This is a genomic window from Pseudomonas sp. B6002 (assembly GCF_013385985.1).
In the GTDB taxonomy this organism is placed as follows: domain Bacteria; phylum Pseudomonadota; class Gammaproteobacteria; order Pseudomonadales; family Pseudomonadaceae; genus Aquipseudomonas.
This window is the reverse complement of record NZ_JACAOY010000004.1, coordinates 196,297-210,427: the sequence shown is the minus strand read 5'-3', so window position 1 is coordinate 210,427 and position 14,131 is coordinate 196,297. Positions and strand designations below refer to the sequence as shown.

Sequence of the window (14,131 nt, the reverse complement as noted above, 5' to 3'; positions counted from 1 at the left end):
AAGTGATTCGGGAGCTCATTGATGTTTGCGCTCATGCACAGCACCCGCCTTGAATCGCTGCACCTGAGTGTCGACCCGGTCACCGGGCTGAAGGCGGTCATAGCCATCCACAACAGCCGCCTGGGCCCAGCGTTGGGCGGTTGTCGCTACCTTGCTTACCCCGACGATCAAAGTGCCGTGGCCGATGCTGCGCGCCTGGCCCAAGGCATGAGCTACAAAGCCGCCCTGGCCGGTTTGCCGGTGGGCGGTGGCACGGCGGTGATCATCCGCCCCGTGCATGTGGAAAGCCGCGCGGCCTTGTTCGAAGCCTTCGGCCGCTGCATCGAAAAACTCGACGGCCGCTTCATCACGGCCATCGACAGCGGTACCTCGGTGGCCGACATGGACTGCATCGCCCAGCACACCCGTTTCGTCACCAGCACCACCGCCGCCGGCGACCCATCGCCCCATGCCGCCATGGGCGTGTTCACCGGCATCCGCACCACCGCCATGGCCCGCCTGGGCAGCGACAACCTGGAAGGCTTGCGCGTGGCGGTCCAGGGCCTGGGCAATGTCGGGTTCGCCCTGGCCGAACAGCTGCATGCGGCCGGCGCTGAATTGCTGGTCAGCGACATCGACCATGGCAAGGTGCAACTGGCCATGGAGCAACTCGGCGCCCACCCCATCGCCAACGACGCCTTGCTCAGCACGCCCTGCGACATCCTCGCGCCCTGCGGCGTTGGTGCGGTGTTCAATCGCCACAGCGTCGGCCAGTTGCGTTGTGCCGCCGTGGCCGGTTCCGCCAGTGCGCAGTTGACCAACCTCGACATCGCCGACCAGTTGGAAGGGCGCGGCATCCTCTACGCCCCCGACTATGTGATCAACTCGGGTGGGCTGATCTACGTCGCGCTCAAGCACGGTGGCGCAGAGCTGGCGGATATCACCGCACACCTCTCGAACATCGGCGCACGCCTGACCGAGATCTTTGCCCACGCCCAAGCCGAAAAGCGCTCCCCCGCACGGGTGGCGGACGAATTGGCCGAGCGCCTGCTGTACAAATAAGCCAGGCATTAAAAAGGCCCTGAGTCAGTGACTCAGGGCCTGTTCAATTCGGGCTTTATTCTGCCGGTGCGTTCAGCAACTCGGACAACGCGTCCGGCTGGCTCTTGAACGCCTTGGCAAAGACATCGCGGTTCTTCGCCATGTAGATCCCGGCTTCTTCTACCTGCTGCTCGCTCAGGGACGGCACGGCTTTTTGCAACACTTCTGCCAGCAACTCAGCGAGTTCAAGCATCTTGTCATGACGGTCAGCTTCGGCTTTATCCATGAACAAACGCTCCAGATCTCGGCTGCTGCGGTATACCACTTCGACGGCCATTCACCACCTCACATGCCTTCACGATAGTTGTCTTTTGCGACTACTGTATTCATATACAGTGAAAAGGGTAAGCCAAACCGTGGGGTTTGGGTAGCAGTTTTTTAATGTAGCCCGTAAATACAGGTTTGCCGTGCCTCATGTCACCCCGCCACCATCTTATATCGGCCTCTGGCCTTTTTTCTGCATGCAGAACAACCGTCACGTCCAACCCGCATTATCCGGTCGAGTCGACCTAAGGAAGCATCATCGTGAAAATCAACTGGGCCGAAAAGCTGCGCCAGAACGTGCATGAACTGGCCGAGTCCCTGGGCAATCTGTTTGTCGAGTCGTTCCATTACCTGGCGCTGTTCGCCATTGGTGCGGTGACGGCCTGGGCGGCGGTGATGGAGTTTTTGGGGATGCTGGAGAACGGGCACATCAAGATCGATGACATCTTGTTGCTGTTCATCTACCTGGAACTGGGCGCAATGGTCGGGATTTACTTCAAGACCAACCACATGCCGGTGCGCTTTCTGATCTACGTGGCGATCACCGCGCTGACGCGCCTGCTGATCTCCAACGTGTCCCACCACAACCCGCCAGACATTGGCATCATCTACCTGTGCGGCGGGATTCTGCTGTTGGCGTTCTCGATCCTGGTGGTGCGCTACGCCTCGTCGGCGTTCCCGTCGGTGAAGGTCGAAGGCCCGCGCCGCAAGGGCGAGGCGAGCCTGGAAACCGAGAAGGGCGAGCTTTAAAGCCCGACGCTGAAGGGCAGGGTGTTCGTAGGCGGTCGCTGCAAGCGCTGGTGATCGCCGTCAGTCATCACCGCCAGGATCTCCATGGCACTGTGGCCCTGCTCGATGGCGATGCCGAATTGAATGCTTTGCACCAGGCGTTTGAGCCGTTGCGGGTCGTTGCGTTGTTCGGCGCTGATCATGCGCTTGGCCACCACGCCCGACTCGTTCGAGAGGGTGAGCATGATGCTGCCATCCAGCCGTTGGATACTCAGGTTGACACGGTAGTTGGGGGTGAAGGTGTCTGTGATGATCTGAAAAGGATTGTCCATGGTGCGTTACCGCCTGATAAGAACATGCAGTCATTGACGACCGGTGTCGGGATTAGTTCGCGTTTCCTGACCACTGGCCACTCCGTCGCTGAGGTTTCCACAAGGTCCGTTGTCCTCAAGAGCTGTACAGCAAAGGCCGTGCCGTACAGCACCCTGTCAGGCAATGAATACCCCTTGTGGGAGCGGGCTTGCCCGCGATGGCGGCGAATCAGTCAACAATTGTTTCGATGAACGATCGCTATCGCTGGCAAGCCAGCTCCTACAGGGGAGCTGCGTTATGGGCTATTTCAGGGCAGTACCGAGAAAACGATCGCAGACAGCGCAATCAAGCCGATCACCACCACAAACACATTCGACACCTGGCCCGAGTACTGGCGCAGAGATGGCACGCGACGGATCGCGTACATCGGCATCAGGAACAGCAGGCACGCGATGATCGGCCCACCCATGGTTTCGATCATGCCCAGGATGCTCGGGTTGAAAGTCGCCACAGCCCAGCAGGTCAGCACCATGAACAGGGCGGTGCTGCGTTCCAGCCATTTGGCCGACAGCGAACGGTTACGGCTGCGCAGGGATTTGACGATCAAGCCCTGGAAGCCTTCGCTGGCGCCGATGTAGTGGCCGAGGAAGGATTTGGTAATGGCCACCAGCGCGATCAGCGGTGCGGCGTAGGCGATCACTGGGGTCTGGAAGTGGTTGGCCAAGTACGACAGGATCGAAATGTTCTGGGCCTTGGCCGCTGCCAGGTCGGCGGGCGACAGCGCCAGCACGCAGCTGAAGCAGAAGAACATCACGGTCAACACCATCATGCCGTGGGCCGTGGCCAGGATGCCGCTGCTCTTGCGCTCGGCCTGCGCGCCGTACACGCGTTTCTGGTCGACGGCGAAGGCCGAGATGATCGGCGAATGGTTGAAGGAAAACACCATCACCGGGATCGCCAGCCACAGGGTCTTGAGGAACAGCGGCATCGGCATGCCATCACCGGCAGAGGCGAAGAACGCGCCGTTCCAGTTGGGGATCAGGCTGAATGCCAACAACAGCAGGGCGGCGACGAACGGGTACACCAGCACGCTCATGGCCTTGACGATCACGCCCTGGCCGCAACGCACAATCGCCATCAGGCCGAGGATCAGCACCAGCGACAGGATCGCCCGTGGCGGCGGAGCCATGTGCAGTTGGTGTTCCATGAAGCTGCCGAGGGTGTTGGTCAGCGCGACGCTGTACACCAGCAGGATCGGGAAAATCGCGAAGAAATACAGCAGGGTGATCAACTTGCCTGCGCCCACGCCGAAGTGTTCCTCCACCACTTCGGTGATGTCGCCGGATTTGCCCGACAACACAAAGCGCGTCAGCCCACGGTGGGCGAAGAAGGTCATCGGGAAGGCCAGCAGTGCCAGTACGATTAGCGGCCAGAAGCCACCGACGCCGGCATTGATCGGCAGGAACAAGGTGCCCGCGCCGATGGCGGTGCCATACAGGCCGAGCATCCAGGTGGTGTCGTGTTTGGTCCAGCCGGTGGTCACGGTGTTTTCTAGAGCGGGACTTGCTTTTGAAGGTGTAGCGCCAGCAGGTGTACGTACATCGGTCATCGTTATTGCCTCGTTATTATTTTTGCGCGGGCTCACGTTGGGACGGTCAGGAAATGCTCCTCAGCATTCCACCCAGTTCACGGCCAGGCCGCCCCGTGAAGTTTCTTTGTATTTGTCATGCATGTCGGCGCCGGTATCGCGCATGGTGCGGATCACCCGGTCGAGGGAAATGAAGTGTTTGCCATCACCGCGCAGGGCCATTTGCGTCGCGTTGATCGCCTTGACGGCGGCGATGGCATTGCGCTCGATGCACGGCACTTGCACCAGGCCACCGACCGGATCGCAGGTCAGGCCGAGGTTGTGTTCCAGGCCGATTTCGGCGGCGTTTTCCAGTTGCTCGGGCGTCGCACCGAGCACATCGGCCAGGCCAGCAGCGGCCATGGCGCAAGCCGAACCGACTTCGCCCTGGCAGCCGACTTCGGCGCCGGAGATCGAGGCGTTTTTCTTGCAGAGAATGCCGACGGCGGCAGCGGCCAGGAAGAAATTGACCACGTCGTCGTCGCAGGCTTCGGGGTTGAACTTCATGTAGTAGTGCAGGACGGCGGGGATGATGCCCGCCGCGCCGTTGGTCGGTGCCGTGACCATACGCCCACCCGCCGCGTTTTCTTCGTTGACGGCCAGGGCAAACAGGTTGACCCACTCCATCGCCGACAAGGTCGACGTGATGACATTCGGCTTGCCGATTTCCAACAGGTTGCGGTGCAATTTCGCGGCACGACGGGGCACGTCCAGGCCGCCCGGCAAGATGCCTTCATCGCGCAGACCCTGTTCCACGCATTCGCGCATCACCGACCAGATATGCAGCAGGCCGCTGCGGATTTCCTCGTCGCTGCGCCAGGCACGTTCGTTGGCCATCATCAGCTCGGAAACCCGCAGGCCGTGCGTGTTGCACAAGGCCAGCAGTTCAACGGCGCTGGAGAAGTCGTAGGGCAATTCCACTTCGCTGGTCGGCGCAACACCCGACTCTGCCTCGGCAGCTTCGATGATGAAACCACCGCCCACCGAGTAGTAGGTTTGTTCGCTCAACACGCCGTTGTCGCCATAGGCGTGCAGGGACATGGCGTTGGGGTGGTAGGGCAGGCTTTCGTCGAGCAGCAGGAGGTCGTGTTGCCAGTTGAAGGCAATGTCCTGGGTGCCAGCGAGTAGCAGGCGGCCGGACTCGCGCAATTGCTGGATGCGCGCGTTGATGGAGGTTGGGTCAACCGTGTCTGGCCATTCGCCCATCAGCCCCATCACGCAGGCGCGGTCGGTAGCGTGGCCGACACCGGTGGCCGACAACGAGCCGTACAGGCGTACTTCGACACGCCGCGTGTCGCTCAGCAAGTGTTGGTCTTTCAGGGCTTGGGCAAAGGTCGCGGCCGCCCGCATGGGGCCGACGGTATGGGAGCTGGACGGGCCGATGCCCACCTTGAATAGATCGAAAACACTGATAGCCATGCTAAAGCCTTACAAGCAATGGAGTAGGAATCGCTGCCATGTTTTGTAGGACGAGCGGAATTGGCGCGATACTGAGCCTCTGGATCGGCACTGACCAACGAATTATCCTAAGACACCCTTTAGCAGGACTAAACTCTATGACTCGCCCCCTACATGGTCAGACCTACGTCTGGTTGCACGTGTTTTCCTGCGCAGCGCGGCATTTGTCGTTCACCCGTTGCGCCGAAGAACTGCACATCACGCCGGGGGCGGTGAGCCAACAAATTCGCCAGTTGGAGGAGCGCCTGGGGTTTCGTCTGTTTCATCGGCGGGCGCGTGGTGTGGAGCTGAGCGCCGAGGGGCAGCGGCTCGCGACGACGGTGGGGGAGGCCTACGGCAGCATCGATGCGGAGTTGCAGCGGCTGGACGCGGGGATGATCAGCGGCACCTTGCGCTTGCGCTCGATTCCGTCGTTTCTCGGTAAATGGCTGACCCCGCGTCTGCCACGGCTTCAGCAGCGTTTCCCGGACATCCAACTGCGCATGGTCGCGGAAGACAGCAGCATCGCCCTGCACGAAGGTGACTTCGATTTGGCGATTGACTTGAACGACGGCAGCTACCCCGGCCTGTTATCCACAGCCCTGTTGGACGAGCAGATTTTTCCGGTGTGCGCCCCGAGCCTGTTGCGTGGACGTCCGCCGTTGCACGGCCCGGCTGATCTGGTGCATTTCCCGTTGTTGCACGACATCACCGCGTGGCGTGGGAGTTATGAGTACGCGGAGTGGGAGTTTTACCTGAATGCCATCGGCTATCACGAAGCCGATGTTCGACGCGGGCATACCTTCAACCGCAACCACCTGACGATCGAGGCTGCCATCGCCGGCATGGGCGTAGCCATTGCGCGGCGTACCTTGCTCAATGATGAGCTGGAGCGTGGCACCTTGATCGTGCCCTTCGGATTGGCGGTGCCCAATCACAAACGTTATGTACTGCTGTATGCGCCAGGCGCACTAAGCCACCCGGGCGTACGGGCGGTGCATGATTGGCTGGTGGAAGAAGCGGGGATTTTTCGCGGATTGCACCCCTTGGGTGAGGGGCAATTGTGAGGTTGTTCAGGCGTAAGAAGATGTAACCAACTCCCCACCCTAACAGCGTTTTTGCTCGTCGTCAGACTTAATTTGTAATGTGGGATTTATCTTTGCAAAGGGGTTGAATTAGTTCTCTGACTGCTCAATTGTGTAATCAAGAGGTCATGGTTACACCACACCGGTGTTGCAGTTGTGACCTCCCGCGAGCTAGCTGAAATAAGGGAAGAACTATGCAAATCCAAGTCAATAGCGATAACCATATTGAAAGCAGCATCCGACTGGAGGAGTGGGTACGTACTACCATTGAGAGCACGCTCGAACGTTATGAAGAACACCTGACCCGCGTTGAGGTTTACCTGCGCGATGAGAACGGCGACAAGCCAGGCCCCCATGATTTGAGTTGCCGACTGGAAGCACGGCCAAAGGGCCATCAACCGGTCTCGGTCTGCGACAAGGCCGACACGCTGGAACAGGCCATCGACGGTGCCGCCATCAAGCTGGAGCATGCGTTGGAACATCTGTTCGGCAAACTGCAAGGCAAGCCACGCGCTGCCGGGAAAAGCCAGCCTACCACCAAAGTGAATGAAGACGAGCTTGAACAGGAGTTTCTGGAAAAAGAACGTGCCGTGTTCAACGGCTGATCACTGACAGTTCCTTCATCGCCACTAAAGACGGGCCTGCATTTGCAGGCCCGTTTTCGTTTTGAGAGCCTAGCGAAGCTGCGAAAGCGGCGGTACAGGCGACATATCAATCGACTGTGCCGCCGCCATCGCTGGCAAGCCAGCTCCTACAGGGGATCTTCGTCGCTGCACACATCTCCTGTAGGAGTTGTCGAGCTTTAGCGAGGCTGCGAAGGCGGCGGCACGGGCGACATCTCAATAAGGCTGTGCGCGGCTACGGAAAAAAGAGCGACTCAACAGCGCCAGCACGCCCGCGCCAATGCCCGCAAAGAGCATGGCCCAACCGGCGCCGTGGCGCAGGGCTGCCTGGGCATCTGTGGTCGTCAGCCCCGGCACGTCCAGCTTGCCAGCGGCAATGTGCTGGCTGATGGCAGGCCAGTCCATGGCCGTGGTTGAGGGGAGCAAGCTGGCCAGTTGATGGCTGATCCCGAGCAGCAACACCAGGCCCATCAATGCGATGTTCAGTGCCAGCGTGATCAGCCGCGCACTGAGGTCGATGCCCGACGCCATGCCCGCACGGTCAGCCGAAACCGAGCCGGTGGTGGTGTTGGTGGTCGGTGAGTTGGTCAGCGCCAAACCGATGCCGGCGAGTACGCAACTGCACAGCACCAGTGCGGTACTCGGCTGCTCTGCACGGTTGATCACGGCCATGGCGATGAACCCCGCGCCCATCAGGCCAAGGCCCAGCGGGATGATACGTTCGGCGCCATGGCGCAAGGCCAGGCGTTCGGCCAGCGGCGGCACCAACAAGGTCGGCAGGGTGTAGGCGAGCAGGGCGCCGCCAGTGGTCATGGTGTCGTAGCCCAGGCCGGCCTGGAAGTAGAGCGGCAGGTAGATCATGAACGGCCAGAAACTGAAGTTCATGCCGATCGAGCCCATCAGTGCGCCGTTGAAACGCTGGATACGAAACACCGAAAAATCGAACATCGGGTGCGCGCTGCGTCGTTCAATGATGAGGAACAGCAACAGTCCGACCAACGACAGGCTGGCCCAGCCGAGCATGGTCGGGGTGGCAAAGCCGTGTTCGGTGCCTTGGGTGATGAAGTACACCAGCGCGAACACCGACAACGTCAAGGTGAGCATGCCGGCGATGTCGAGGCGATGGCCGGCCGGGTCGCGGGATTCCTGCACGCTGATGCGCAGCAGCACCAGGGTGAGCAAGGTCAGTGGCACATGCACCAGGAACACCCAGCGCCAGTCGGCCACGGCCAGGATCAACGCACCCACCATCGGCCCGAAACCCAGGCCGATGCCTGCGATCACGCCCCATATCGCGAAGGCCCGGGCTCGCGCCCCAGGCTCGCGGAACAGGTGCGAAAGAATCGCGAACTGGCAGATCATCATCGCGCCAGCCCCTACACCCTGCACGAAACGCGCAGTGATCAATGTGGGTGTGCTGTCGGCCAGGCCGCAGGCCAACGAGGCCAGACCAAACACCCACAAGCACAGCACCAGCATGCGCCGGCGGCCAAAGCGGTCGGCCAGGGTGCCGGCGGCCATCAGTACGCTGGTACAGGCCAACGTGTAGGCGTTCATGATCCATTGGGCGTCCTGAAAACCTGTGCCCAGTTGCTGTTCCAGGGTGGGCAGGATGACGGGCACGCTGGAAATTTCCAGGCCGAACATCAGGGCGACAAGGCAAACGGCGGTGAGGGCGAGCGCGTTCCTGGCCGCATGGGGTGTGCTGACGGCCGATAACGTGGCGGCGGGTGGCATGGGATTCTCCTAAAGATGGGGGACCCGGTTATTTTCAGGGGAATTTGGTTCTTTATTCGTGATAAGTTTTCTGTTGATAAGGGATCTGAAGGCGACAATTGCACCATGACCACTCCGCGTTTCGATGGCGTCGAACTCTTTTTGCAGATCGTGGAAAGCGGCAACCTGACGCAAGCCGCCGAACGCCTGAACCTCACGCGCTCTGCGGTGGGCAAGGGCCTGGCGCGGCTGGAGGCACGCTTGGGCACCTGTCTGTTGCAACGCTCGACACGGCGCCAACGCCTGACAGAAGACGGGCAGGCGTACTACGAACATTGTTTGCGCGCACTGGCTGAGTTGGAGGCGGCCGAGTCGGTGTTGGAGAGTGGTCGGCAGCAGCCACGCGGGCGCTTGCGGGCGAGTGTGCCGCTGGCCTTCGGTCATCACTATGCGGCGCCGGCGCTGTGGGGGTTGATGGATCGATACCCGGAGCTGGAGGTCGAGATTTGCTTCTCGGACCGTATGATCGACTTGGCGCAGGAGGGCTTCGACATTGCCGTGCGCATCGGCCCATTGCCGGATACGGATCGGTTGAGCGCTCGCCGCCTGGGCGAACAGGCTGTGGGCCTGGCGGCGTCACCGGCGTATCTGCAGCGCAAGGGACGTATTGAAGGGATTGATGACCTCGCAGGCCATCGGGGTATCGCTTACCGCAGCAATACGGCGTATCGCTCGCGTGTGGCGTCCCCCTTGGTGTTGGACGACCTCCAGGCCGTGGCCGATGCCGCGATTGCGGGCGTTGGTCTGGCCTGGTTGCCGAGTTGGCTGATTGCGCATTACGTCTTGCGCGGGCAGTTGGAGCCGGTCTTGCCGGGCTACCGGGAGCAGCCTTCACCGATCCATGTGATCTGGCCGACGGCACCGCACATGCCGGCCAAGACGCGCTGCGCAATCGATGCGCTGGTGGCGGGCACGCCAAGCTGCCTGGCGGGCAGTTAAACCCTTTCCGACAACAGGAGCTGGCTTGTCGAATCGTCGCACCGCAGCGATGTCGGTGAGCCAGTTGATACAGCGGCTGCTGATACACCGCTATCGCAGGCAAGCCAGCTCCCACAGTGGATTTTCGTCGCTGCACAAGCCCCTGTGGGAGCTGGCTTGCCTGCGATAGCGGTATGTCAGCCAACAAATCTATCGATTGATGCGCCGCCATCGCTGGTAAGCCAGCGCCTACAGGGTAGGGGTGTCGTGGTTAAAACGCGATGGAGGTTTGCACGTACACCGTGCGCGGTTCGCCCACGTATTTGCCCTTGTTGTTATCGTCGAACGAGCGGGTGTAGTACTGCTTGTTGAAGATGTTTTTCACGCCGACCGCCACGTTCAAATCCGACAGCTGCGGGCCGAAGTCGTACGCCGCGCGGCTGCTGAACAGCATGTAGCCCGGGATGCGCCCGGTGCTGCCGTCGGCACTTTCGGCCACGGTGTTGGCGTTGTCGGCGAACTGGCTGCTCTGGTAACTGCTGTCCAGGTTGAGCTTCCAGCGGCCTTCGGTGTAGCCCACGCCGAGGGTGCCTTTGTGCTTGGACGAGAAGGGCACGCGGTTGCCTTTGTTCGGGCCGTCTTCGCGGATGGTCGCATCGACATAGGCGTAGGTGGCATACACATCAAAACCTGCCAGCGCCGGGCTCAACCCGTCGAGGGCGTAGTTGACGCTCGACTCGATGCCCTGGTGACGGGTTTCGCCGCGGGCAATCACCGAATCGTTGGTCTGGTTGCTGTCGTACTGGTTGTCGAAGTTGATCAGGAACGCGCCGATTTCCGCACGCAAGGTGCCGTTGTCATAGCGCGTGCCGAGCTCCCAGGTGCGGGCTTTTTCCGGCTTCACTTCGCCACTGGTCACGCGGTTGGGCATCTGGCTGTACTGCACGCTGCCGAACGAGCCTTCGGTGTTGGCGTAGAGGTTCCAGTCGTCGGTGAGGTGGTAGAGCACGTTCAGCGCCGGCAGCGCGGTGTTGTAGTCGCCCTTGTATTTGACATTTGTCAGGTTGTTGGTCTGCTGGGACTCGATCATCTCGTAGCGCACGCCCGGGGTGATGGTCCACTTGCCGATGTCGATGCGGTCATCGACGAAGAACGCATTGGCTTCAGTGGCGCCACGGGTGTCGCGGTCGTTGCGGCTGTTGGTGTTGGGCAGTTGCTGGTTGGCGCTGATCGGCGTGCGGTAGCGCAATTCATGGCCGGCTTCGTTGATGTAGCGGTAGCCCACGCCGACTTCATGGCTGCTCGGGCCGAGATCAAAGCCTTGGGCAAAGCGGGTTTCAAGGCCGCGTACCCAGTACTCGCGAGGCGAAAGCGACAGGAAGGTGCCCTGGTCCAGGTAGCCATTGCGCAGTGTGGTGGTGAAGAAGGTGTTGGCGGTGAATTCGCGACGGTCTTCCTGGTAGCGGTAGCCGGCGTTGAACATGGTGCGACGGCCCCAGAATTTGTCGTAGGGGCGGGTGGACTGATACGGATCGGCCTTGTAGTCCTTGACGTTCAAACCGCCGGGCATATCGGCCTGGCCTTCGTAGTACTGAGCCATGGCGTTGAAGCTGTTGGCGTCGTCGAGCTGGTATTTGCCCTTGAGGATCAGGTCATCGATGCGCGTGTTGCTGTTTTCACGCCAGTCGCCGCCACGGGTGCCCGAGTAAAGGATCGCGCCACCCAGGCCGTTATCAGCAGTGCCGCCGGCGAGCAGGTTGCCAGTGGTCTTGAAGCCGTCGTGGCTGGAAGACGGGCTGGTTTCAGTCTGCAAGCCGCCTTTGACGGTCGGCGCATCGGGAATGGCGCGGGTCACGAAGTTGACGATGCCACCGACGTTCTGCGGGCCATAGCGGACGGCACCGCCGCCGCGTACGACGTCGACCGCGTCCATGTTGCCCATGCTGATCGGCGCGAACGAAAGTTGCGGCTGGCCGTACGGCGCGAAAGGCACCGGGATACCGTCCATCAATACCGTGGAACGCGACGCCAGGCGTGGGTTGAGGCCGCGAATGCCGAAGTTCAGCGCCATGTCGTGGCTGCCGGTGCCGTTGTTTTCCGGGGCATTGACGCCGGGAATGCGGTTGAGCACATCGCGGGCCTGGGTGGCGCCCTGGCGTTCGAACTCTTCGCGGCGGATCACGTCACGGGCGCCGGGGTGTTCAAATACGTTGGTCTGCTGCGCATCGCCGAGCCAGTCGCCCACCACGTTGGAGGTTTGCAGTTCCAGCGTGGCGGGGGCGCTTGCCGGTTGCAGGCTGTAGGCGTTGTCGCCCTCGGCGCGGGCTTGCAGGCCGGTGCCTTCCAGCAGTTTCTGCAGGCCTTCGGCGGCGTTGTAATTGCCGGACAGCCCGCGGCTTTGCAGGCCGGCCGTCACGTCGGAGCCGAACGAAATCAGTACGCCGGCTTCACGCCCGAATTGATTGAGTGCCGCTTCCAACGACGCCGGCGCAATGTGATAGGGCTTGGCCTCGGCCGCCATCACCTGAGGAATCACTGTGAGACTGAGGCTGGCGCCCAGTAGGAGTTGGCGCAAGGTGCGGGCGAGAAGCGTCGGCTGCTGGGGCATGAAGTGCGGTCCTGAGAAGGAAGAATCAAGGTGGCTTTCCTTCTCTGTCACGCGAGGTGTGGAAAACGGCTCACGGTGCTGCAAAATAATTTCAGGCCCGTGCCTGCACTGTTACCCAGTAGCGGGTGAAGCGCCGCACTTTGACGGGCAGGCTGACTTCCAACAGGTCGAGGATGCGTTCACTGTCGTCCAGCGGATAGCTGCCGGACAGCAGCAAGTTGGCCACCTGCGGGTCACAGTTGAGCTGGCCACGGCGATAGCGGCCCAGTTCGGTGAGGAAGTCTTCCAGGCGCATATGGGCGGCCATCAACATGCCGTCGGCCCAGGCGCCGCTGTTGGCGTCGGTGGGGCGTGGGGTGTCCCAACCCTTGCGGGTGAAATTGACCTGGCGGGACGCCTCGACTGTCAGCGGCAGGCCGCTGTAGCTATTGGGCATCACGTCGACATGACCGTCGAGCACGGCCAGTTGGGTGTGGTCGTTGAGCTGGCGCACGTTCCAGCGTGCGGCCTGGCTGCTGAGCAGGCCCTGGCCGGTCAGCACGCGCAGCGGCGTATTGCCGGTGTTGGCGGTCAACAGGATTTCGCCTTCCAACAGGCGGATCAAGCGTTGCTGACCATCGAAATGCACATCCACGGCGCTGCCGGTGTTGAGTTGCAATTGGCTGCCATCCGCCAGCTGCACCTTGCGTCGCTGGCCGACGGGGCTGCGGTAGTCGGCGGTGAGCGGCGGCAGGATATGTTGCTGGCGCAGGCTCCAGGCCGCAGCCGAACCGGCGCCGAGGATCAAGAGCAGCTTAAGGGCCTGGCGTCGGCTGCTGGACTTCGGCGCGTTCAAGGCGGCGTGGGCGAGGGGCGAGGGCATGCCACGCAGGCGCTGGTTGACGCGCTGGATGTGGTCCCAGGCGCGCTGGTGTTCGCTGTGGGCGTCCAGCCATTGTTGCCAGGCGGCCTGCTGGCGCGAGTTGAGCGTGCCCTGCTGCATTTCCATCAGCCAGTGCACGGCTTGCTCGGCGACTTGGGTCGAGAAATTCATAGGGCAAAGTAGCAGCGCATGGCCGCTTTATTCAGGTGGCGTTTGACCGTGGCAATGGAAATACCCAGTTCCGCGCCGATTTGTGCGTAGGTCAGGCCGTCGAGCTGGGCCAGCAGGAACGCGCGTTTGACCTGCACGGGCAGGCCATCGAGCAGTTGGTCCAGTTCCAGCAATGTTTGCAGGATGATCGCGCGGTCTTCTTCTGAAGGGGCGACCTGTTCGGGCATCTGCGCCAGAGCGTCGAGGTAGGCGCGTTCCAGGTCCTGGCGGCGATAGAAGTTGAACAGCACGCGCTTGGCGACGGTGGTGAGGAAGGCGCGCGGCTCGATCAGCGTCGGCGTTTCCCGTGCGGTGAGCACGCGGATGAAGGTGTCCTGGGCCAGGTCGGCCGCGCTTTCCGGGCAGCCGAGCTTGCGTCGCAACCAGCCGGTGAGCCAGTGGTGATGGTCGTGGTAGAGGACTTCGACGGTGTTGGACGGCTGCAACGCAATCACTCCACAAGCATCGGCATGCTTTAGAGAACAAGAATTGTTCGCATTGTAGGGCGCGCGATACGGTTCGGCAATCCGTGGCGACTGGTGATTCATCCGTTCTGTTTTGCTTATGAGAATATTTATCATTAATATTGCGCGCTGATGA

General features: G+C 61.4%; 13 protein-coding genes. 5 read left to right on the top strand and 8 right to left on the bottom strand.

All coding sequences use genetic code 11. The features are described from left to right. The first annotated feature begins 21 nt into the window (after positions 1–21). Complete coding sequence (locus tag HX792_RS04475) at positions 22–1,041, top strand: Glu/Leu/Phe/Val dehydrogenase (protein WP_176994957.1); 1,020 nt, start codon at positions 22–24, stop codon at positions 1,039–1,041. Between the two features lie 55 nt (positions 1,042–1,096). On the opposite strand, the gene HX792_RS04470 is transcribed toward HX792_RS04475, so the two are convergent. Continuing rightward, positions 1,097–1,357, bottom strand: a complete 261-nt coding sequence (locus HX792_RS04470) for a YebG family protein (protein ID WP_012722374.1) — start codon at positions 1,355–1,357, stop codon at positions 1,097–1,099. A 248-nt stretch (positions 1,358–1,605) separates the two neighbouring features. On the opposite strand from HX792_RS04470, the gene HX792_RS04465 reads away from it, so the two are divergent. Further along, the gene (locus HX792_RS04465) at positions 1,606–2,094 is read left to right on the top strand and encodes a phosphate-starvation-inducible protein PsiE (RefSeq protein ID WP_176994956.1); all 489 of its coding nucleotides are present in this window, start codon (positions 1,606–1,608) and stop codon (positions 2,092–2,094) included. On the opposite strand, the gene HX792_RS04460 is transcribed toward HX792_RS04465, so the two are convergent. The 3 genes from HX792_RS04460 to HX792_RS04450 form a co-directional block, all read right to left on the bottom strand. Beyond that, positions 2,091–2,405 carry a DUF3509 domain-containing protein gene (locus tag HX792_RS04460; RefSeq protein ID WP_176994955.1) on the bottom strand — a complete coding sequence of 105 codons (315 nt, stop codon included), beginning with the start codon at positions 2,403–2,405 and terminating at the stop codon, positions 2,091–2,093. The two genes, HX792_RS04465 and HX792_RS04460, sit on opposite strands and share 4 nt — an antisense overlap. A 287-nt stretch (positions 2,406–2,692) precedes the next feature. After that, complete coding sequence (locus HX792_RS04455) at positions 2,693–3,994, bottom strand: serine/threonine transporter (RefSeq protein ID WP_176994954.1); 1,302 nt, start codon at positions 3,992–3,994, stop codon at positions 2,693–2,695. Between the two features lie 60 nt (positions 3,995–4,054). Next, complete coding sequence (locus HX792_RS04450) at positions 4,055–5,431, bottom strand: L-serine ammonia-lyase (protein WP_176994953.1); 1,377 nt, start codon at positions 5,429–5,431, stop codon at positions 4,055–4,057. Between the two features lie 137 nt (positions 5,432–5,568). Here HX792_RS04450 and HX792_RS04445 point away from each other — a divergent pair, with 137 nt between their 5' ends. Together HX792_RS04445 and HX792_RS04440 are read left to right on the top strand one after the other, a co-directional pair. Then, the gene (locus HX792_RS04445) at positions 5,569–6,516 is read left to right on the top strand and encodes a LysR substrate-binding domain-containing protein (protein WP_176994952.1); all 948 of its coding nucleotides are present in this window, start codon (positions 5,569–5,571) and stop codon (positions 6,514–6,516) included. Between the two features lie 212 nt (positions 6,517–6,728). Then, complete coding sequence (locus HX792_RS04440; protein WP_176994951.1) at positions 6,729–7,139, top strand: HPF/RaiA family ribosome-associated protein; 411 nt, start codon at positions 6,729–6,731, stop codon at positions 7,137–7,139. A gap of 234 nt (positions 7,140–7,373) precedes the next feature. On the opposite strand, the gene HX792_RS04435 is transcribed toward HX792_RS04440, so the two are convergent. After that, a complete protein-coding gene (locus HX792_RS04435; protein ID WP_176994950.1) occupies positions 7,374–8,894 on the bottom strand; it encodes an MFS transporter in 1,521 nt (506 codons plus the stop codon). A gap of 105 nt (positions 8,895–8,999) precedes the next feature. Between HX792_RS04435 and HX792_RS04430 the strand changes: the two genes are divergently transcribed. Continuing rightward, a complete protein-coding gene (locus HX792_RS04430) occupies positions 9,000–9,872 on the top strand; it encodes a LysR family transcriptional regulator (protein WP_176994949.1) in 873 nt (290 codons plus the stop codon). Between the two features lie 250 nt (positions 9,873–10,122). On the opposite strand, the gene fecA is transcribed toward HX792_RS04430, so the two are convergent. The 3 genes from fecA to HX792_RS04415 all read right to left on the bottom strand — a co-directional run bounded on the left by fecA (position 10,123) and on the right by HX792_RS04415 (position 13,977). Next, the gene (gene fecA / locus HX792_RS04425) at positions 10,123–12,459 is read right to left on the bottom strand and encodes a TonB-dependent Fe(3+) dicitrate receptor FecA (protein ID WP_176994948.1); all 2,337 of its coding nucleotides are present in this window, start codon (positions 12,457–12,459) and stop codon (positions 10,123–10,125) included. 91 nt (positions 12,460–12,550) lie between these two features. Next, positions 12,551–13,492, bottom strand: a complete 942-nt coding sequence (locus tag HX792_RS04420) for a FecR domain-containing protein (protein ID WP_176994947.1) — start codon at positions 13,490–13,492, stop codon at positions 12,551–12,553. Then, complete coding sequence (locus HX792_RS04415) at positions 13,489–13,977, bottom strand: sigma-70 family RNA polymerase sigma factor (RefSeq protein ID WP_176994946.1); 489 nt, start codon at positions 13,975–13,977, stop codon at positions 13,489–13,491. The genes HX792_RS04420 and HX792_RS04415 overlap by 4 nt, the downstream gene beginning before the upstream one ends. Positions 13,978–14,131: the final 154 nt, after the last annotated feature.